We start from the raw sequence: 20619 nt of genomic DNA on the forward strand, positions 1-20619 counted from the left end.
AGGCTGCCATCCAAACGATTAATGAAACAGAAACAGTAAGTAAAGAGATAAATTAGTATCAGGATTGATTATCGGATGCCAAAAAGCCCGAGAAGTAAATTAGTCAGGGGTGAGAAGATCAGACCAGCCGTATCTGAAGTGGCAGCAAGGCTTGAACGACCAACAACAATGGTATCTCCGTCCTGAAGAATAGGATTTTGCTGATCATTCACATCCTGAGCAAGATTAATATCAACTCTCTGTTGGGAGACAGTGCCGTTGGGGTGAAGACGAATCAGTTCAACGCGACTGGAACGCGCTCGCGTATTGAAGCCCCCAGCTGTCAGAATGGCCTGATTGAGTAATGTATCGGGAGCGACGGCCAGACTACCTGGAGATGCGACTTCACCCACAACATTGACTGTGATAGTTGCAGGGGCAAATGTCGTATTAGCTAAGGCAATCACTTCTGCATTATTGATATCCTGTGCAGTGGGGATAAAGATTTGATCGCCATCTCGTAGCAAAACATCCTGGCGAAGGTTCCCACTTTCGACTAAATCCCAGAGATTGACCTGAATCAGCTCAGGGACACCTTCGCGCTTAATTTGTACAGAGCGCACGTCTGCAGAACGTGTAATCCCACCTGCATTACTAATGGCTTGGGTTACACTTGGCCAGAAACGAGTCCGACTTTCACTTGCCTCGGATTGTTCACCGGCTTCTGAGTTGACCTGTAACGTGTAACCACCGGGCCGTTTGATTTCACCCACAATACCTACTCTGATCGGGCGTGGCTGTAGTAACTGGAATGTTATGCGTGGGTTACGGATGTACTCGCTGTAGGCTGCGATGACTGTTTCCTCAGCTTGCAGTGGATTCAGCCCTGTGACACTAACTTTACCAACCCAAGGTAAGGTGATTGAGCCATCCAATAAGACAATTTGATCAATAGGTTCTTTGAACAGTTCATTGGAGGATAGGACATCAATTCTGATTTGATCCCCAGGACCTAGGGCGTAAGTTTCCAGGGCAACGGTTGACTCGTTACGAGGTGAACTGAGCCGCCGTTGTTGGCTAGTGCTGCTGCCTGTAGGCTCTAATACAGGTAGTTGGGCTAAGCTTGGGGAAGCTACAAGACTGATGGAAAAGCTACTGAGAAATAATACTCCTATAAGACTAAAGATCTTTGGCTGAATAGCTTTTTGCCCACAGGGAAGTAACGATAGGTTCAAACGAGGCCCGGATGGGGGATGAGTGTGCGGGAATTGAACGATTTCCATGACTGTCTTAGGAAAGTGTAGGCAAGTGAAAATTGCAGGCTAGTTCGCGTTGACTGGTGTATAGGACTGACCTACGTCTGAGAAAGTTTCAATTTCTTTTAGTTTTACTGGATTAGAGTAAGAAAGAGCTGACGAGTATTTCTATGTATTTACCCTACTGATACAGCATGCCCGTGTCTGTTCCGACTATTTGTCCTAAAGCTTGTAATTCAATCAGGTTTCGTAAATTTACGGTTATTTTGATTGTTGTCTGTAGCTCCATACCTTTGCTGAATTTGAACCTAGTGATTACGGTGTCGTTTTCTCGCAGTCAATGGTATGGTCTAACTTCACGTAAGGGGATGTATAAACTGTGCTGTTGAGGGCTGCTGGTAAAGGGGAGCTGTCAGTGAGTGCTGTTGAAACCACTGATGTGTTGTACTTGTTTCTTTCAGCCATTTTTCTAATAGAGATATCCAGTGGACAGGTAGCTGTAAAGATTGCCAGGTTGTTTGGATAGTTGTAGAAAGTTTGGTGTAGGTTTCTGGGTGATTTAGTAGATAATCAATCCGTTGAGACATGGCACGGGCGTTACCGGCCGGAAATATCATGGCATTGACATTATGTTTTAGACTGCCGGTAAACATGGGATGGTCAGAGGCCACAATTGGTGTGTGAGCCTGTAAACAGTGATTGAGAATAGTATTGGAGTTTTCTGGAGATTCGTGCCGACTCGGCATCACAAAAATATCAGCTTGATGAATCAGGTGAACGAGGCTGTGGTCCGGAATATCTTCAATAAATTCAACGTGACTGAGTTGTAATCGTTTTGCCTGAATTTTGAATCGGTTAATATTGCCCTGTCCTACTAGCTTGAGATGAATGTTCCAGCCTTGAGCCTTGAGCTGTGCCGTAGAAATCAGTAAATCGCCAATGCCTTTAGTGGAGAAAAGAGGGCCTACATAAATTAGCTGTAGGGGATCGGGACGCGATCTCAACTGTTTAGGTTCAAACGTTTCAGCTCGGTTAGATGGCGGCCAATTCCAGGGGATCAGTTTGTCACGGCGCACACCTATTTGTGCCAGAGTCTTGCATCTTTCTAGCCCCAGTCCCCCAACCCATTCAATGCCACTATGGTTCAGTACTTTGGAGAGTTGATAGTTGTTCCATTGTTGTTTAAAACCTGGTGCAGTCAGCGTTTCTCGAAACATGCCGATACAACGTACGTGCTGACGGGTGGCCCAACGAAAAATTGCAGGATTGGGAACATCAACAATCAGATGGGTGGGACAGAAGTCTGCCAGCCGTTTAAAGATCGTCTCATTAGTTGTAACGGGTCCATTGCCAATTACGCGCACACCCGTATTCAGGACCTGATCATAGGGGGCGTCTGACACACAGCCCAACACTCCTACTTCTTGTAGTTGAAATCCCCAGGTGGTTAAGCCTTCCAACATAATTAGCTGCTCAGCATTCAAAGTGCCATTCGCCATGCCCTCTTGATAGGGCTCATGACTTTGCACCAGAAGTAAACGCAATTGCTGTAGATCCATAAAAGATAGCTAGAGGGTGAGTATAAGACGTTAATAATAGACCTGGCTATTAAATGTGATTTTTCTAACACCATCCAACAACCGTTCGATGGTCTTCATCGTAAATGTTGGCACAATCAAGGGGTTAGCTTTTTGCTGTTATTGAGAGGGTATAAAGTCAATTTTCACCTATATTTCACTTATATTTAACCCTTACGAACAAGAATTTTACTTCCCTGTCTGTGTGGGCATCTTTGCACAGTCTTTACAGATTCTTGATTGTTACAGTCCAGTTCTGTTGATGAGCAACGGTCGGACTGGTGAGCTTTAAGCTAATTTCAACTTATCTGAAAATCCCTAGCCTTTGTTTGTATCATATGTAGCTTGAGATTTGGGAGATTCAGAGAAATTACCTATGGTGCGAGTAAGTTGAAAATGAGCTGGGGTGATGAACTTAAGACACCAAGGGTAAGGGCTGGGTACTCTATCGATGGCGATAGGTAATGTTGGTGCAAACGCTAATCGAGTGTAAATGACCCTAAGTCTATGGTGATGCCTGAAACATCTGCGGTAATGACAACTATTTTGGTGATTGATGATGATGCTGATTTAGCTACGGTATTTTGTGATCTGCTTAGTCTTAATGGCTTTACTCCTTTCAGGGCAACTACAGGACAGGATGGTCTGCATCTGGCGCAGCTGCATCAACCCCAGCTGATTGTCTGTGATATAGGGTTACCAGATATTGATGGATATGAGGTGTTGGCATGTTTGCGATCGCATCCAACCACAGCCACTATCCCCATCATTATGCTGACTGGCCATGATGTCTCCGACACATTCCGCCGTAGTATGGAGCATGGGGCTGATGATTACCTGACAAAGCCCATTGACTTACAAAGCTTTTTGCGTGCGGTGCGGGCACAGCTTAACAAGCGGGAGCATTTATCTAAGTATTTAAAATCTAAATCTGTTGATGCATCCTGCAGATTTACCTCTGCCATTAAGTGGTCCGATTTAGCAAAACAGTTGGACGTGGTTCGACAGTCACCTTGGTCGAGTTTATGGGTGATTCGAGTTGATAACTATGATGTGTTGCAAACTGGCTATGGCCATGTCTTTGGGAAGCTTTTTCTTGAAACAATTGGGCAACAACTACACCAATGGCGAGAGTGTTGGAACCACCCAACGATCTCGATCAATACCCTAGCTTATGTGGGAGCAAATCGATTTATTGTCTTTTTAAGAGCATTGAATACGCCTGAGGAGACCAGTTATGAAGCAACTATTGCCCAGCTAAAATCTGATTTACAACAACCAATGGTGATCAATAATCACCGTCTGATTCCAGACATTCACATTGAGGTTGTCCAAAGCCCTGAATCCACCACACTTAAGGCGCTAAAAACAACACTTAATCAAGTTAGCCCATCGGCTAGCCAGCCATCGTTGGCAGAGCGGCTGAAATGGGCGATGCAACGGAATGAGTTAAAGCTTTATTTTCAGCCTCAAGTTGAGTTAAGCAGTGGTCAGATTATTGGGGCAGAAGCCTTGGTGCGTTGGATTGTGCCAGGCGAGCCACCTGTATTGCCAGTTCAGTTCATCCCAGTTGCGGAAGAACATGGGCTAATGTTACCTCTTGGTGAGTGGATCTTGGAAACGGCACTGCAGCAACTGGCCCATTGGCAAAGAATACAGTTATCCGGCATTAGCATTGCTGTTAATCTATCGGCTCATCAATTGCGCAGTTCCCAGTTTATAGATCGGTTGATGACCTTAGTAGAGGCTGTAAAGGTCAATCCTGTTATGGTGGATTTGGAATTGCCTGAACGACTAATTATGGAAGACTTTGGTCGGGCTAAGTTATTGTTGGCTGACCTCCAAAGTAGGGGGTTTAGTATAGCCATTGATGATTTTAGTTTTGGCTCCCTTGGCTACTTACAATCTTTACCGGTGAACATTCTCAAGTTAGATAAGTGTTTTGTTCGTGACTTGCACAATAATAGAAGTAATCAAGTAATTGTCAGAGCTATTATGGAAATGGCTCGAGGGCTAAATATTTCTACCATTGCTGGTGGTGTAGAAACAGCTAGGGAGCTATCAATCCTTAAGCAACTTAAATGTCACAGTATGCAAGGATATCTCTTTAGCCCCGCTCTCTCAGCCAAAGATTTTGAAAAACTCTTGCTGGGATCCTCTAAAAGGTACGCTGCTCAATCAGTGAGACCGATATAGTTAGGGGACTGCACAAAAATAAAGACCCAGGTTGGGGCTGTGGATGGGGGGATGAGTGATGGGGTAATGGGGTAATTATTTAAGTGCAAGCACCTTATACGGTTTCAGTCATACTCGTTTGATTATTTCTCCTGACTTCTGACTCCTGACCTGGGCTAGCTTTCCCAGCCTAAGTTGATATCCCTCTAAAGCTCAAGATCAAAATCTAAATATAGGAATACATCTTGAGGAGCGCTGTCATCAATATCTACCAATGGCACACCCAAATCCAGACGTAGATTTAATTTCTCAACTGGGCGATAGGTGAAGCCTACACCGGTACCGAGAAGAAAACGATCATCGTTAACGGTGGTGCCAGATTCAGTATTCCAAACAGCTGCCATATCTATAAACGGACTGAGCAACATGATCGGTGCTCCTGATTCATCACGCTGGATCGTGATTCGATCTTCAACTGAGAGACGAACACCATTATCGCCAAATCGGGCGTTCTGACTATAGCCCCGCACCGATTGGCGACCCCCAATGACAAACTGTTCTGACCCCAGCAGGGTATCTGATGCTAGCTGAACATCACCTTGAATAATCAACAAATGATCTGGGTTGAGAACCTGGGCCCGTTGCACCTGGCCCAGCCAGCCCACAAACTGACTGTCTGCTTGGGGCGATGACAAATTTGTTGCATCTAGCCAATCAACGCCCAGACTAAACTGGGATCGCAACGCCCATGCTCCTTGGGGATCTCGACGCAAATAATCTTGACCAAACTGGATGACACTGGCACTGTTGCTAGAGAAATCTGTTGATGCAATGCGGGTGTCGCCATCCCGGTGACGAAACCCCAGGGAAAGGGCAAATTCCTCGCGAGGATTGCGCACCAGGGGCTGACGATAGGTTAGCTCGTAAACTTGTGCATCGCCTTCAATGTCAAATGAGGCTAGTTCCTGGGGAGAGATAATCTCAAACTCACTGGGCAAAAAACGCGCCGAAATTGTCCCGTTCATGGGATTGATGGGGGCGCTATAGCTCAGTTCATATAGGTGGGATCCCCCTGTGGTAGCCCGATAGGCAGCTGCCCGTATTTGGTCACCAATACCCAGGGGGTTGCGATAGGTAACATTAGCGCCCATACGAACCACACCAACACTCACGGGTGAATCAGTGTCTAGGGTGAGATGGGCTTCAAGCTGCTCGGCTTCATCAATGCGCACCACCAGAATACTTTGCCCCAAACCTGTGCCTGCTCGGAGACTGGCCTCAATGTTGTCAATGAGGGGATCGGCCCGTAGCAGTCGCAGCTGATCTTCTAGATCAAACTGGTTTAGAGGGGTTTTGGCCCCTAGGTTAATTCGCGATCGCACATAGTTAGCTAGTCGATCGGCTTCTTCTATGCGAATCTCCTCTAAGCTACCTTCAATAATTTGTAATTTGACAACGCCATCCGTAATCGGCTGGTTAGGCAGAACAGCTCGCGAGGTAATGTATCCCTCATTGAGATAAAGCTGAGTGATGGAATCTGCAGCTTGCCGTAGTTCATCGATTCCTAGTGCCCGACCCACAAAAGATGACAGAACAGTATCGAAGTCTGATTCATCAAACACAGTACTATCCAGCACTTCAAACCGCTGAACCGTAACTGTAGGGCCTGTTTCTGGAGGTGGCTCAGCCGACTCAGGAGGAGGTACAGGTGTTGTTGGTAATACGGGATCTGGATCTTCTATTTCTGGCTCGGCTTCTGGTAATGGCTCTGGCAAACTATCTGCTGGGGGTGGCGTAGCAGGCACTTGTTGACTGACCATAACGCCTGACTGACGCAGGTTTAGTCCACCAATCTCTTCAGGAACCATGGGTTCAGGTAACGGTATGGCTTCCGTCGCATCAAATGCTTTAGGAGACGTGACAACAGATGGGGCATGGGCATCGCCTACCCAATCACTTTTAGGGGAAGGAGCCTCAATAGACGCGGAATTGTCATCGATTACCCGATCACCTGTGGCGGAAGCATCTTCAACTAGCTTAACCTCTATAGTTAAATGTCTATCTAATAATTTGGATGTTGGTAATTCTTGTCTTGACAGATCTGTCAGTAGAGAACCACTTGCCTCTGCAGAAGTACCTGCACTAATGCCGATGACGGTACTCAACAACAAAATCGTTGTTAGTTTCTGTTGCATGGGTCTCCTCTTATCTCCACCACAGGGTTACACTGCCATCGGTTGCCTGGCTTAAGGACGCCTATTACAAACCCGATTTTCCGTGCTGACTGTATCACAACCAAAGACGTTAATTGCAAAGGACCAATACTATGCCTAGGACTAGCCAGACCTAGTTACTATTGGTAACTCCTTACAACCTATTCCCTACCGGGATTTACGCAGATTTCCGGTAACTTTTAACAGGCTGAGCATCAGCATCCGTTAATTAGAGTGCCCAACTAATCAAAATTTATGCCTGGAATATTCACCATTGCTGATTTCAGGGGGCACCGCTCTGAAAGACTTGCTCCCTGCCTAAAGGTGACAGATAGCGTCACATTGATGAAGCAGTCAACTGACTCGTTAATGTTGCTAGAACTCAGTCTGTTGACTCAGTCTGTCTCCAGATAGCATCGGCAACCCGGGCAACATCCGCCATAGCTGCCCCATTGTGAACGCGTAGGATATCAGCTCCTCCCCCAATGGCTGCTGTACAAGCTGCAGCAGTGCCCCATTCCCGCTGTTTGGGATCAGGTTGATCCAAAATCCAACCGATAAAGCTCTTGCGAGAGGCACCGACTAAAATTGGACAGCCCAGCTCCACGAGGTCTGGCAGCTTACGTAAAATTTCCAGGTTTTGAGGATAGCTTTTTGCAAATCCAATACCGGGATCAATACAAATATTTTGTATAGGAACGCCGACGGCTAAAGCCTGCTCAATTTGCTCCCGTAGAAACTTGGAAATTTCACCCATCAGGTCGCCATAGTCCGTCATTTGCTGCATCGTTTCCGGCGTACCTCGTAGATGCATCAAAATTATAGGCACCTCTTTTTCAGCAGCAACTTTGAGCATATCGGGTTCATAGGTAGCTCCCGAAATATCGTTAATAATATCTGCACCAGCTTCAACCGCTGCCCGAGCCACCGTGGCTCGGGTGGTATCCACCGAAATCACGGCTTGATTGAGGTCTGCATTGTCAGCCTGGCGAATGGCCTCAATCACGGGTATCACCCGGTTCAGTTCCTCACCCAGGGAAATCTGCTCTGCTCCTGGTCGAGTCGACTGGCCGCCCAGATCTAAAATGTCAATATTGGCTGCTAACAACGCCTCTGCCTGTTTGAGTGCTGTTTCCACGGAGTTAAACTGGCCACCATCGCTAAAGCTATCAGGGGTGATATTAATTACCCCCATCAGATAGGTGCGTTCACCCCAGTTAAACTGATGCCCCCGAATAGTCCAGGCTTGGCGGCTAGCCACCTTCTGTTGACCTTCGGCCATAAATAATCGTGCCAGTCGATCATAGGTGCCAGGGCCAATGTACTCTGGGTGAGCACGTAGCTTGCTGTACATCCACACCAGGTCTTTACCGTCGAAGATACGAATATCGACAAACCAGCTTTTAAGCTGCGGTTTCAGACCGTTGGCAGTTTCAAGTGCGTCGGTCCACCGTTCAAATTCCTGTTTAAAACCGCGGGTTACTACCGTAAAGGCCATGGCTGCTCAGACTACTCAGACGAAGAAAATTGACACTGCTACTCATACCGCTAAAGTGGCAGACTTTATTTATACTCCGCCAGTAACGGCTCAAGGGGCAACGAGAATTTTAGTAAAGCCGAATTTGGGGTATCCCAAGGGACCACCGGTAACGGTTGGTATGTCGGTTTTATCAAAAGTGCTACAGGGACTTCGCCAGGCCAGCCCTCAAGCTGAGATTTTGGTGGTAGAGGGTGTTTGCTCCAAATTCTCTTTAGCAGAAATTGCTAATCAAAATGGCCTCTACGACATTTTGGATGATGGTATGGCGGTACTTGATGCCGATACATTGCCCTGTGTTGCCTATCGCAACCGTTCCCCTCAGCCTGTACGTTATTCAGAGCTATGGGCACCCAAGCTGCTGAAGGAAGTGGACTGTCGTATTTCTGTCAGTGCTTTCAAAGTGACTAGCCTGAAAGAAAGTCCGTTAGTATCGGCTACCTTAAAAAACCTATATGGTTTATTCCCAAGGGCTAAGTACAAAGCCCGCAGTGCTCATTCTAGAGGCCAACTCCATAGACCTTCAGTACCGCAGATTTTGCAAGATGTTTATGGCACTATCGGTCATCTGTTCGATGGTGGCGTGGCCGACTGTAGCCAAAAGTTTATCAGCCAAGATTGGCGACCTGATGTGGGGCAAGGGTTTGCAGTTGGACAGGTAGTATGGGGTAATGATCTATTGACTATAGATCGCCAGGCCTGTCAGCTAGCCCAAGAGCCTGAGGCGAATTATTTGGCACCTATCGAGGCATTAAGGCAAACACTTGAGGATTAACCCTTACGCCCAGGTAAAGGTAGATTCATCATTGTGTGGAAGTCTTCTTGAACTTTGTGGGTAAGGCGTTTAGAAATCTGCCGCACAATTTGGTTCAGTAACTTGTCACCGGAGGCCTTCACCAGGGATTGGGGTAATGCCTGAATAAATTTGGGCATCTGCACCTTAGTTTGCAGATTAAGTTCCCATTCCACGTGGGTGGCTTGTCCCTTGGGCAATTTCTTGTTTTGCTTTTCTTCCAGGGACATGGCAGCACTGAAGTCTACATCGTATCCTTCAGGTTTATGACCAGGCACGGGGATTGTCTCAATTTTATAGACGCCACGATTTTGAGGTAGCAGATGCAGGCCAATTTTTGGCTGGATCTGAAAATTGAGGCTGCCAAAGCGACCCAGGGAAATGGCGTATCCATTATGGCCGATGGGCTTAACATCCATCGGCTCAGCACATCGGGTAAACCAACCCTGGTGGGAGTCTAGATAGCTGGCTACGGTATCGACGTCGGCATACATCTCCATATTGCCAACGTAATAGCCTTCAAAAATGATCGTGTCGGATACACCCAAATTATTACTGCTGTTCAACGTTTGGTCATTTGAAACCATACTAGGTGACGTCTGCGAAGTGCCAGAAATTCCTGAGTGAGAATGCTGCGTAGAAGACACGTGCATAAAATTTAAAGTTCTAAACAATCTATCGGTAAACTGTCAAGATGCGCTGGGTGCTTGCTAATGGATAGCTTAGCGATAGCTTTTGGCTATTTCCATGGTGGGCAAGTACAGGGGTTAATTGTCGGGATAATTGATTTACCGTTATACCCCCAGGTTACTGAGTTAAAAAAATAAGTAACCATCGTTAAACCACGGATATGGACTTACGGGCAAACCCTGCTGTTATCAGCCATAGCTCCCCCATTTAAACTTTATTGTTATTCGTTAAGTTTAGTCGATTTTTTTAGGACCACAATTTTTTCGATAGAGGCTTAATGAAATTCAAAGATACGAACATCAAGTGTGAGTCTGGTGTGAATTGCTTAATGTTCCAAGGTGTTCGCAGGGCTTTGTCAGTAATAACAGAGCTGAGGTATCTAAGGTGCAGCCAACGTTACAGTTTGCTACGTTGAGAGGGGTTGGGGCGTAACTACAGGTATGAAAATGAAAGTATTGGTTGTTGGAGCGACGGGACAAACTGGGCGACGAATTACGAATCAACTGAGTGGTTCAGATGTGGCTGTGAGGGCAATGGTGCGAGATCGTTCCAAGGCTGATTTTTCAGAGGCTGTGGAAGTCGTTGTCGGGGACGTGCTTAAGCCTGAAACGTTGGCTGTTGCGATCGCAGGTTGCGATGCCATTATCTGCGCAACGGGGGCTGCCCCAAGTTTTGATATGACCGGCCCCTACCAGGTGGATTTTGTAGGCACTAAAAATCTGGTTGATGCGGCTAAATTAGCCGGTGTCAAGCGCTTTGTGATTGTTTCTTCACTCTGTGTATCTAAGTTCTTCCATCCGCTTAACCTGTTTTGGCTAGTGCTTTATTGGAAAAAGCAGGCGGAGAATTATATTGCCAATAGTGGCTTGACCTACACAATTGTGCGGCCTGGGGGACTGCGTAATGAGGACAGTGGAGACCCGATTTTAATGGCGTCGGCAGATACCCTGTTTGAGGGTGGGATCGCCCGAGAAAAGGTAGCGCAGGTGTGTATTGCCGCTCTGAGCGAACCAGAATCTGAGAATAAGATTGTCGAGATTGTGATGAATTCTGAGGCGCAGGCGCAGCCATTTGGGGCGTTGTTTGCCGGGGTCCGATAATTCCCCATGGGATGGCGTCCCAATTTTTGTGTAAAAAATTGGAGGGGGGCAATTCCCCCCTCCAGGGTCAACTATTCACCGGTCCTACACTAGAAAAACCAACCGTAGCTGTGTAGCCCTTTACCCAGCAAATTCACGCCTAGATAGCATACCCAAACCACCACAAAACCAGATGCCGCAATAAATGCAGGCTTACGGCCTTGCCAACCTTTGGTGATGCGTGAGTGCAGGTATGCCGCAAACACTAGCCAGGTAATTAGGGCCCAAGTTTCCTTGGGATCCCAGCTCCAGTAAGAGCCCCAGGCTTCATTGGCCCAGACACCGCCGGAGATGATGCCAATGGTAAGTAGGGGAAACCCAAGACCAATAATGCGATAGCTAATGTTGTCTAGAGTATCTGCCAGGGTGAGACGCTGTATGGACAGGGCCGTCTTTGCTGGTTTTTCTAGCACGGCAGTACCGCCGCCTGCACTAGCGGTAGCCATCGCAGCTTCCTTGGCTTTCTGTTCTGCAGCCCGATTGAGGATGTATTTACGATCGCGAAATCCCCCTGTGCCCACGGAGCTCCCTTTCAGTTCAACCGCCTGGCCACGGGTGATAACAAGGAATGCGATCGCAACCAATGACCCGACCATTAAGGCCGCATAGCTCAGTAGCATGACACTGACATGCATCATCAGCCAGTTGGACTTGAGGGCAGGTACCAGAGGCTCTGAGACCTGCATGTTGCTGGGGAGAGAAATGGTGGCAAATGCAGTGATCCCCATAGCAGCCGGTGCGGTCATAGCACCGACCCAAAGGCTATTACCCATGCGCTCCGCAACAAAATGGATGGCCGTAATCCCCCAGGCAATAAAGAAAAGAGACTCGTAGAGATTACTAAGGGGAAAATAACCGCCTTCAATCCATCGGGCTACCAATAAAGCGGCAATGCAGAGATTGGCAATGGCCATGCCAGTGGTGCCCAGGATTTTAAGCCAGTTAATTCCAGGAAAGGCAAGGCTGCTCCAGTAGAGAAGCATCGTCAGAAATAGGACGGCAAAAGAAGCGTTGTCAAGCAGTCCTTGAAGGGTAACTAAATCCATTAGGAAGTAATGTGAAGCCCTGCGATTTGATGTGTACTGGCCGCTTGTGTGACGGCCATTACAATTTTACTAGAGAAATGAGGAGCCAGAGAACCCTTAGCGGTTGTCTGTTTGACGAGCTCCTCGACGAATCGTGAAATCCTTCAAGAATTTTGGGGTCTTCCGGATAAATGCTCACTACACTGGCAGTCGGTACATGGATGGCATAGATGGCATAGGTTCTGTGGGTTAGATTCAGACGCATCCCTTATACAATGCGTTTCAGTCGACTCTGGCAGATGTAAATGTCCAGGTGACTCAGGATTTTTGCCCTATGCCCCAAACACATTCAAGGCATAAACTCTGAGTTTTCTACTACGAAAACTGTCAACGCTGGATGTGAATATAGTTTAGTGACAAAAAATTAGCAGCCCTCGAGAGGTAACTATGGATGCGACTGCGTTGTGGCAACGATATCAAGACTGGCTTTATTACAACGAGGAGCTAGGATTTTACTTGGATGTCAGTCGTGTAACGTTTGATGATGCCTTTGTAGCTGAGATGACACCTCGGTTTGCAAAGGCGTTTGAAGCGATAGATGCATTGGAAAAGGGTGCGATCGCAAACCCCGACGAAAATCGGATGGTGGGTCACTACTGGCTACGGGATCCCGATCTTGCTCCGAATGAAGACCTGCGTAGCGAAATAGTTAATACCCTGCGCGATATAGAAAATTTTACTCAGCAAATTCATACGGCAACGATTACGCCGCCGGGTGAAGAGCGCTTTACCGATATCCTGTCCATCGGTATTGGCGGCTCAGCCTTGGGGCCAGAATTTGTGGCTGAGGCCCTGGGGGCAGTCAATCCGCCGTTGCAAATTAATTTCATTGATAATACCGATCCAGCGGGTATCGATAAGACCCTGGCCAGGTTAGGGGATCGGCTAAAAACCACCCTGGTGCTTGTCATTTCTAAATCTGGCGGCACCCCAGAAACCCGCAATGGCATGTTAGAAGTCAAGGCCGCCTATGAACGGCGGGGGCTGGACTTTTCGAAGTATGCAATAGCCACCACTGGTCGGGGCAGCAAGCTCGATAAAGTTGCTCAGGCTGACAATTGGTTAGCCACTTTCCCGATGCAGGATTGGGTGGGCGGACGGACCTCGGAGCTATCGTCAGTGGGGCTGCTACCGGCTGCGCTCCAGGGCATCGATATTCGTGCCATTCTGGCGGGTGCTAAACAGATGGATGCGGCAACGCGAATCCCTGATCTCAAAAGCAACCCAGCCGCATTGATGGCTCTGGCCTGGTACCACGCAGGTAATGGTAAGGGTGAGAAAGATATGGTGATTTTGCCCTACAAGGACAGCCTGCTGCTGTTCAGCCGCTATCTACAGCAGCTGATTATGGAATCCTTGGGTAAGGAAACAGATCTAGACGGCAATAAGGTGTTCCAGGGGATTGCGGTCTATGGCAATAAGGGCTCCACTGACCAGCACGCCTATGTGCAGCAGCTGCGGGAAGGGGTGAATAATTTCTTCGTGACGCTGATTGAGGTGCTGACGGATCGCGAGGGGAGTTCGACGGAAATTGACCCAGGTGTGACCGCTGGTGATTATCTCTCAGGCTTTTTGCAAGGGACTCGCAAAGCCTTGTTTGAAAATAAGCGTCAGTCCATTACAATCACCATTCCTGAGGTGACACCTGTGATTGTGGGTTCGCTGATTGCCCTATATGAGCGGGCCGTGAGTTTGTATGCCGCAGTGGTCAATATCAATGCCTATCATCAGCCAGGTGTAGAAGCGGGTAAAAAAGCGGCGGCTAGTATTCTCAATCTACAGAACATGGTGGTGGACGTGCTGAGTAAAACCGGCGGTTCTCTGACCCTGGCTGAGGTGGCTGATAAGGTGGGCCGCCCAGATGCCATTGAGGATATCTATAAAATTATCAGACATCTGGATGCCAATGGTCGCATGGTGGCCATTGATGGCAATGCGGGCAATCCTGGCACGATGCGGGTGATGGCTCGCTAGCGAGCTCTAATTTGGGTGAGCTATCCGTTTGAGGCATGGCCAGCGGCAGCGGTTAATGACCTGTGCTGGCCGTGCTTATGCTGACTTGCTTGGGCTCATCGGTCTGGTCATCCGTTGACCTGTCGCTGGTTTCAATCGGTAACAGGATTGAAAATTCGGTGCCTTGATCTAGCTGAGAATACACGTCCAGGCGACCACCATGTTTTTCGGTGACAACTTGGTGGGCGATCGCCAGCCCTAATCCTGTACCTTTGCCGACGGTCTTAGTTGTAAACTTACGGTCAAAAATTTTGGCCCATAGATCCGTGGGAATTCCTTTGCCATTATCCCGAATGCGAATTTCCACCTGCCGCAAGGGGGTGAGTTGGGTGGAGATGGTGATCTGTTGAGGTGTGGTCTCTAGCTCGGTAAATGATGTTTCTTCGGCGAGTTCATCGAACATATCAATGGCATTGGCCAAGATATTCATAAACACCTGACTCAGTTGCCCTGGAAAACACATGATGTCTGGTAGTTGGGCATAGTCACGGATAATTTGGATTTCAGGACGGTACTGGTTGGCTTGGAGTCGATATTTCAAAATCAGTAGGGTACTGTCAATGCCTTCGTGGACATTGGCCTTGAGTTTTTGGTCATGGTCAGCGCGGGCAAATAATCGCAGACTATTGCTGATATTGCGAATGCGATCGCACCCCGCATTCATCGAAGCCAGCATATGGGGCAAGTCTTCTAACAAAAACTCAATATCCAGCTGCTCACGGGCGGTTCTGAGCTCTTCTCCCGGGGATGGAAACGTTCGTTCCCATAGCTGGATATAGGCAGTAATATCCTTGAGGGATAGTTGTAACTCAGCCACATTTCCTCTTACAAAGCCGAGGGGATTATTGATTTCATGCGCCACACCTGCGACTAAGTTCCCTAGTGCGGACATTTTTTCACTGTGTACCAGCTGAAGCTGGGTTTTCTTTAAATTGTCTAGCTGGACTTCGAGTGCTCCTAACAGGTTTCGATTTTCTCTAAAGGCACGGGAGATAGTTTTAAACCAAGGCACCCAAATATCGGGCAGGGTGTCAGGAAGATCTGTCGAGATCGCCTGTTTTTCATGCTCAATATGATCTACTAGCTGGCAGGCGGGTTGAATAAAGCTATCGGTTAAGATGCGACTCGTTGCCCATAAACAGAGCCCTAGACCAATCAGTGGAATCATGGATGCTAGGAGACCATTGGTCACGGCTGCATAATAGATAGCGCTTTTCGGAATAAAGAAAATTAAATCCCAGGGAGTATCGGCTATCCTGCGGTGAATCACTAAAAACGACCCAATAGCCTGCACGTGATTATTAGGGCTAGATAAAATCAAATTTGTTTCAGCTTTGAGAGCGTCCGGTAAGACCGTATCAAGGGTCTGAATTTCGGAAGCACTGGTGGTTTTCAGACCAGGATAGGCCAATAACTGTTGATTAGCCCCTGAAATCAATAGTGTTCCTTTGGCATAATCAAAATTTTGAATGGCCTGATTAAGACGCTCAAGGGTGATGTCAATGGCAACTGTGCCACGAAACCGATCTTGCTCGTAAATCGGTGCATTAGCGGTGACCATCATCCCTTGTCCTGCTAAATCAAGGTAGGCATCTGTCCATGATGTTTGTCGTTGGGGATTATGGTCAGGCAGCCCTTGGGCAAAAAATGCCATTTTTAACATGGCCTGATCAAATTCAATCTCTTCACTATAGGGATACAGATTGATAAACCCCTGGGCTGAGATGTAATAAACCCAGGTCACTTCCTGAAAATTTTCCTTGATGCCTCGAAAGATCGGCATCAGCCGCAGCGTCATGTTGAACTCACGTTCAAACTCATTAGACTGATGGGACAGCGCCCCTATTCCTTGTATATTGCCGAAGGTATCCCGGGATTCACCGATTTGCGGAAATAATTTGTAGCGGGAGTCTCTTGTCTGGATCACCTGTTTGCGAAGAGGTGACGTGGTTGGATCTTTAATGGACAATTTGAGATCCTCTTCGGCGGTTACTTGCAGAATATGCAATTGATTAGTAACCGATTTAACAATGCCGTCCAGGTGAACGGCATTTTCAAAGAACTTATTTTGAATGACAATCTGCTCATGGGTATAGACAGCATGCCACTGTAACCCTAAAAAACTTAGGGAAATAAGCAGAACAATTAAAAATGTTCCGGTTAAAAAATAACTGTAACGTTTGAAAGATGGCATGGGTTGTACTGATCCAACCAAACCGTATCAACTGACTGGATGCACCCTTGAGCTATCGGTAAGTTTCCCTGCTTTAATCCCTGGGGCAATGCTTTGTCCCTATGGGGAATTTATATGATAGATGGTTAGACATTCTAAGATACGGCTAGTTATGCCATATCTACATCAGCTAAATGTCTGATAAATGTCTGAATGTTGCCAGAATTCTCCCTTTAATCCCAACGTCACCTCAGAAATGGCCAAAATTTAGGAAACATTGCGATAATCCCTGGGGATATGGCGTTAACCATGGGCAGTACTGTGTTCTGATTTAGAATTAGCAATCCTGTGCTGCATTGACAATCCTGTTCCGCAAATCAGGTTTTACAATCTATAGATGCTGTAACCCATTTCCACTGCTTTCATGGCTTTTTCGTCTGTTGTTCGTGCCCTTAGTAAGGCTGCTTTAGCTCAAGAATTACTTATAAAGCTAGATAAACAGCAGCAGCTAGTACTCAATGGGTTACCCCGTTTACCCAAAGGGCTGGTGGCCTCAGCCTTGGCCCAGGCCCAGGCCTGTCCCCTGCTGGTGATAACAGCAACGCTAGAGGAAGCGGGGCGTTGGGCCGCGCAGCTAGACGCCATGGGCTGGCCCAGGGTATCCCTGTATCCGACATCAGAGGCCTCGCCCTACGATCCGTTTGACCAAGAGTCGGAGATGACCTGGGGACAGCTACAGGTGCTGGCGGATCTGCTTAAGGAATCTGACAAGCCCAGCGTCATTGTGGCAACGGAGCGAGCGTTGCAGCCACACTTGCCCCCTGTGGAATCCTTTAAGCCCTACTGTTTGCAGTTAGAGCAGGGCATGGAGCTAAACCTGAAGGAGCTGTCACGGACGTTGGCTACCCTGGGATATGAAAAGGTACCGACGGTGGAAACAGAAGGACAGTGGAGTCAGCGGGGGGACATTATTGATGTGTTTCCAGTGTCGGCGGAACTGCCGGTGCGGTTGGAGCTGTTTGGCGATGAGTTAGAGCGGCTGCGGGAATTTGATCCGGCAAACCAGCGGTCGTTGGATAAAGTTTCCACCCTATTGCTGACGGCAACGGACTTCAGTCCGCTGATTGCCTCCAAGTTAGATCAGAAAGGCGTGCTCATGGACCTGATGCCGTTGGAGGTTAGGGAAGGGTATGAAAGTGGTCAGCGGGTAGAAGGTCTGCGACGATTTTTGGGGATTGCGTTTGATCAACCGGCATCGTTGCTGGAGTATTTGCCAGAGGATACGCTGATTACCCTTGATGAGCCTGATCAATGTCGAGCCCACAGTGGTCGTTGGTATGAGCAGGTGGATGACTATTGGCATGAGGTCAATGAAACCCTGGGCAGTAGTGACGAGATTCAGCTGCCGGGGGATCAGGTTCCGCGTCTGCATCGCTCCTTTGATGAGGCGTTGGACGATCTGTCTCTGTTTTCCCAGCTCCTGATGTCGGAGATTGCTGAGGAGGGGGAAGGACTCAACCTATCTAGCCGTCCGGTACCGGCCATTCCCCATCAGTTTGGCAAGCTGGCGGAAACGGTGCGAGGGGAGTGCGATCGCAAACATCAAATCTGGCTCATCTCTGCCCAGCCCACCCGCTCAGTGGCCCTACTTCAAGAGCATGACTGTCCTGCCCAGTTTATCCCCAATCCCAAAGACTACCCTGCCATTGAAAAACTCCATGGTCAATATGTGCCCGTTGGCGTCAAGTATTCTGGCCTGGCAGAACTGGAAGGCTTTATCCTGCCCACCTTTCGCATTGGCATCGTCACCGATCGGGAGTTCTTTGGTCAACACACCCTGGCCACCCCCAGCTATGTGCGCAAACGTCGCCGGGCGGCCTCTAAGAAAGTCGACCCTAATAAGCTCCGACCCAACGACTATGTAGTACACCGTAACCATGGTATCGGCCAGTTTCTCAAGCTAGAAAGTCTCACCATTGATGCGGAAACACGAGAGTACCTGGTGATCAAATATGCCGACGGTTTGCTCAGGGTGGCTGCGGACCAAATGGGCTCGCTGTCGAGATTTCGAGCGTCAGCGGAGAAACGGCCTGCGCTGAACAAAATGACTGGCAAGGCCTGGGAAAAAACAAAGACCCGTGCCAAAAAAGCCATCCAAAAGGTTGCAGTGGATCTGCTCAAGCTCTATGCCCAGCGCTCTGAACTGGAAGGCTTTACCTATCCAGTGGATATGCCCTGGCAACAGGAATTGGAGGATTCTTTTCCCTATCAACCCACCCCCGATCAGCTGAAGGCCACGCAGGATGTGAAACGGGATATGGAAAGCCCTCGCCCCATGGATCGACTGGTCTGTGGCGATGTGGGCTTTGGTAAAACCGAAGTGGCTATTCGGTCGATCTTTAAGGCCGTAATCGCTGGTAAGCAGGTGGCAATGCTAGCTCCCACAACAATTCTCACCCAGCAGCATTACCACACCATCAAAGAGAGATATGCCCCCTATCCTATCCAGGTGGGGTTGTTAAACCGCTTCCGCACTGCCAGTGAGAGAAAAGATATTATTCAGCGGTTAGCGACAGGCGAGCTAGATGTTGTTGTGGGTACCCATCAGCTGTTAGGAAAAGCCGTTAAATTCAAAGATTTGGGACTACTGGTGGTCGATGAAGAACAGCGGTTTGGGGTGAACCAAAAAGAGAAAATCAAAGCCATGAAAACCCAGGTGGATGTGCTGACCCTGAGTGCCACCCCGATTCCCCGTACGCTTTACATGTCGCTCTCAGGTGTGCGGGAGATGAGCTTGATTACAACGCCACCTCCATCCCGACGACCGATTATGACCCACCTGGCTCCCCACGATATGGAGAAGGTGCGGGCTGCCATTCGCCAAGAGTTAGATCGGGGCGGACAGGTATTCTATGTGGTGCCACGGGTGGAAGGGATTGAAGAGATTGCTGCTCGCATTCGCGAGATGATTCCATCTATTCGGTTGGCGGTTGCCCATGGTCAGATGCCAGAGGGCGAGCTGGAAGCCACTATGCTGGCCTTTAGCAATGGTGAAGCAGACTTGATGGTGTGTACCACCATTATTGAATCGGGTCTGGATATTCCTCGGGTGAATACGATCCTGATCGAAGACTCCCAAAAATTTGGTTTATCCCAGCTTTACCAGTTGCGGGGGCGGGTGGGGCGTTCTGGCATTCAGGCCCATGCCTGGTTGTTTTTCCCAAGGCAAGACAAACTTTCAGATAAGGCACGCAAGCGGCTGCGGGCAATTCAAGAGTTTACCCAGCTGGGTTCGGGCTATCAGCTAGCCATGCGGGATATGGAAATTCGCGGCATTGGTAACCTGCTAGGGGTGCAACAGTCTGGTCAGATGGAGGTGATTGGTTTTGACCTGTACATGGACATGCTACAGGAGGCAATTGCCGAGATTCGTGGTCAGGAGATTCCTCAGGTGGACGAGACTCAGGTAGATCTGAAACTGACGGCATTTATTCCCAACAACTACATTGGCGATACCGATCAAAAGATGAGCGTCTACCGCTCACTGGTGGCTGCAGATACGAAGCGTGAGCTGATGCAAATTGTGACGGACCTGAACGATCGGTTTGGGACCATTCCACCGGCAGTGGAACAGCTAGTGAAAATGTTAGAGCTGAAGCAGATTGCCAAACCCTTGGGCTTTGCGAAAATTAAGCCGGAGGGCAAGCAGCATGTGGTGATGGAGACACCCATGGAAGCGCCAGCCTGGAAGCTGCTGCATGAGAAGGTACCGGGTCATTTGAAATCACGGTTTATCTATGGGTCGGGTAAAGTAACGGTGCGTGGTCTCGGTGTGATGAAACCGGACAAGCAGCTGGAGAACTTGATTGAGTGGTTGGGGTATATGCGTGGGGCATTAAATGAGCCTGCCTTAGCGGGAAGTGATGTGTAGTCTTTGGTCAAAATCCTGCTTATACCCAATCCGCGTTCAGTAAATCCGATTAAACATC

At 48.3% G+C, this 20619-nt stretch carries 12 protein-coding genes; 5 read left to right on the top strand and 7 right to left on the bottom strand.

Translation table 11 applies throughout. The features are described 5' to 3' along the window. Nucleotides 1-68: 68 nt before the first annotated feature. Both SPB21_RS04310 and SPB21_RS04315 read right to left on the bottom strand, forming a co-directional pair. Entirely contained in the window at nucleotides 69-1262 is a 1194-nt protein-coding gene (locus tag SPB21_RS04310) for an SLBB domain-containing protein (RefSeq protein ID WP_163670711.1), read from the bottom strand. Nucleotides 1263-1591: 329 nt separating this feature from the next. After that, nucleotides 1592-2794, bottom strand: a complete 1203-nt coding sequence (locus tag SPB21_RS04315) for a glycosyltransferase family 4 protein (protein WP_499865675.1) — start codon at nucleotides 2792-2794, stop codon at nucleotides 1592-1594. A gap of 525 nt (nucleotides 2795-3319) precedes the next feature. Here SPB21_RS04315 and SPB21_RS04320 point away from each other — a divergent pair. Next, a complete protein-coding gene (locus SPB21_RS04320; RefSeq protein ID WP_499865677.1) occupies nucleotides 3320-5008 on the top strand; it encodes an EAL domain-containing response regulator in 1689 nt (562 codons plus the stop codon). Nucleotides 5009-5193: 185 nt separating this feature from the next. Here SPB21_RS04320 and SPB21_RS04325 read toward each other — a convergent pair whose 3' ends face one another. After that, nucleotides 5194-7182 (bottom strand): ShlB/FhaC/HecB family hemolysin secretion/activation protein, encoded by a 1989-nt coding sequence (locus SPB21_RS04325; protein ID WP_499865679.1) that lies wholly within the window; start codon nucleotides 7180-7182, stop codon nucleotides 5194-5196. A gap of 400 nt (nucleotides 7183-7582) precedes the next feature. Then, nucleotides 7583-8698 carry a dihydropteroate synthase gene (gene folP / locus SPB21_RS04330; protein ID WP_163670707.1) on the bottom strand — a complete coding sequence of 372 codons (1116 nt, stop codon included), beginning with the start codon at nucleotides 8696-8698 and terminating at the stop codon, nucleotides 7583-7585. Between folP and SPB21_RS04335 the strand changes: the two genes are divergently transcribed. Beyond that, nucleotides 8697-9512, top strand: coding sequence for a DUF362 domain-containing protein (locus SPB21_RS04335; protein ID WP_499865680.1), 816 nt, complete (start codon nucleotides 8697-8699; stop codon nucleotides 9510-9512). The two genes, folP and SPB21_RS04335, sit on opposite strands and share 2 nt — an antisense overlap. On the opposite strand, the gene SPB21_RS04340 is transcribed toward SPB21_RS04335, so the two are convergent. Next, nucleotides 9509-10117, bottom strand: coding sequence for a DUF1997 domain-containing protein (locus SPB21_RS04340; protein ID WP_250565196.1), 609 nt, complete (start codon nucleotides 10115-10117; stop codon nucleotides 9509-9511). The genes SPB21_RS04335 and SPB21_RS04340 overlap by 4 nt on opposite strands. Nucleotides 10118-10666: 549 nt before the next feature. Here SPB21_RS04340 and SPB21_RS04345 point away from each other — a divergent pair. Continuing rightward, entirely contained in the window at nucleotides 10667-11320 is a 654-nt protein-coding gene (locus SPB21_RS04345; RefSeq protein WP_499865682.1) for an SDR family oxidoreductase, read from the top strand. Nucleotides 11321-11409: 89 nt separating this feature from the next. On the opposite strand, the gene ccsB is transcribed toward SPB21_RS04345, so the two are convergent. Next, the gene (gene ccsB / locus SPB21_RS04350) at nucleotides 11410-12405 is read right to left on the bottom strand and encodes a c-type cytochrome biogenesis protein CcsB (protein ID WP_163670705.1); all 996 of its coding nucleotides are present in this window, start codon (nucleotides 12403-12405) and stop codon (nucleotides 11410-11412) included. Between the two features lie 426 nt (nucleotides 12406-12831). On the opposite strand from ccsB, the gene SPB21_RS04355 reads away from it, so the two are divergent. Further along, complete coding sequence (locus SPB21_RS04355; protein WP_163702561.1) at nucleotides 12832-14418, top strand: glucose-6-phosphate isomerase; 1587 nt, start codon at nucleotides 12832-12834, stop codon at nucleotides 14416-14418. Between the two features lie 52 nt (nucleotides 14419-14470). Here the strand turns inward: SPB21_RS04355 and SPB21_RS04360 are convergent, their stop codons facing one another. Then, on the bottom strand, nucleotides 14471-16651 hold the full coding sequence (locus SPB21_RS04360) for an ATP-binding protein (protein ID WP_499865685.1): 2181 nt from the start codon (nucleotides 16649-16651) through the stop codon (nucleotides 14471-14473). A gap of 403 nt (nucleotides 16652-17054) precedes the next feature. On the opposite strand from SPB21_RS04360, the gene mfd reads away from it, so the two are divergent. Then, nucleotides 17055-20561: a transcription-repair coupling factor gene (gene mfd / locus SPB21_RS04365; RefSeq protein WP_163698640.1), complete on the top strand. Its 3507-nt coding sequence runs from the start codon at nucleotides 17055-17057 to the stop codon at nucleotides 20559-20561. Nucleotides 20562-20619: the final 58 nt, after the last annotated feature.

The organism is Leptothoe sp. ISB3NOV94-8A (assembly GCF_043421595.1).
GTDB lineage: Bacteria > Cyanobacteriota > Cyanobacteriia > Phormidesmidales > Phormidesmidaceae > Leptothoe > Leptothoe turfae.

Coding starts and splice junctions, on each gene's coding strand:
- SPB21_RS04315 (WP_499865675.1), bottom strand. CDS start 2,794: ATGGATCTACAGCAATTGCGTTTACTTCTGGTGCAAAGTCATGAGCCC.
- SPB21_RS04325 (WP_499865679.1), bottom strand. CDS start 7,182: ATGCAACAGAAACTAACAACGATTTTGTTGTTGAGTACCGTCATCGGC.
- SPB21_RS04355 (WP_163702561.1), top strand. CDS start 12,832: ATGGATGCGACTGCGTTGTGGCAACGATATCAAGACTGGCTTTATTAC.
- folP (WP_163670707.1), bottom strand. CDS start 8,698: ATGGCCTTTACGGTAGTAACCCGCGGTTTTAAACAGGAATTTGAACGG.
- SPB21_RS04340 (WP_250565196.1), bottom strand. CDS start 10,117: ATGGTTTCAAATGACCAAACGTTGAACAGCAGTAATAATTTGGGTGTA.
- ccsB (WP_163670705.1), bottom strand. CDS start 12,405: ATGGATTTAGTTACCCTTCAAGGACTGCTTGACAACGCTTCTTTTGCC.
- SPB21_RS04345 (WP_499865682.1), top strand. CDS start 10,667: ATGAAAGTATTGGTTGTTGGAGCGACGGGACAAACTGGGCGACGAATT.
- SPB21_RS04335 (WP_499865680.1), top strand. CDS start 8,697: ATGGCTGCTCAGACTACTCAGACGAAGAAAATTGACACTGCTACTCAT.
- mfd (WP_163698640.1), top strand. CDS start 17,055: ATGGCTTTTTCGTCTGTTGTTCGTGCCCTTAGTAAGGCTGCTTTAGCT.
- SPB21_RS04360 (WP_499865685.1), bottom strand. CDS start 16,651: ATGCCATCTTTCAAACGTTACAGTTATTTTTTAACCGGAACATTTTTA.
- SPB21_RS04310 (WP_163670711.1), bottom strand. CDS start 1,262: ATGGAAATCGTTCAATTCCCGCACACTCATCCCCCATCCGGGCCTCGT.
- SPB21_RS04320 (WP_499865677.1), top strand. CDS start 3,320: ATGGTGATGCCTGAAACATCTGCGGTAATGACAACTATTTTGGTGATT.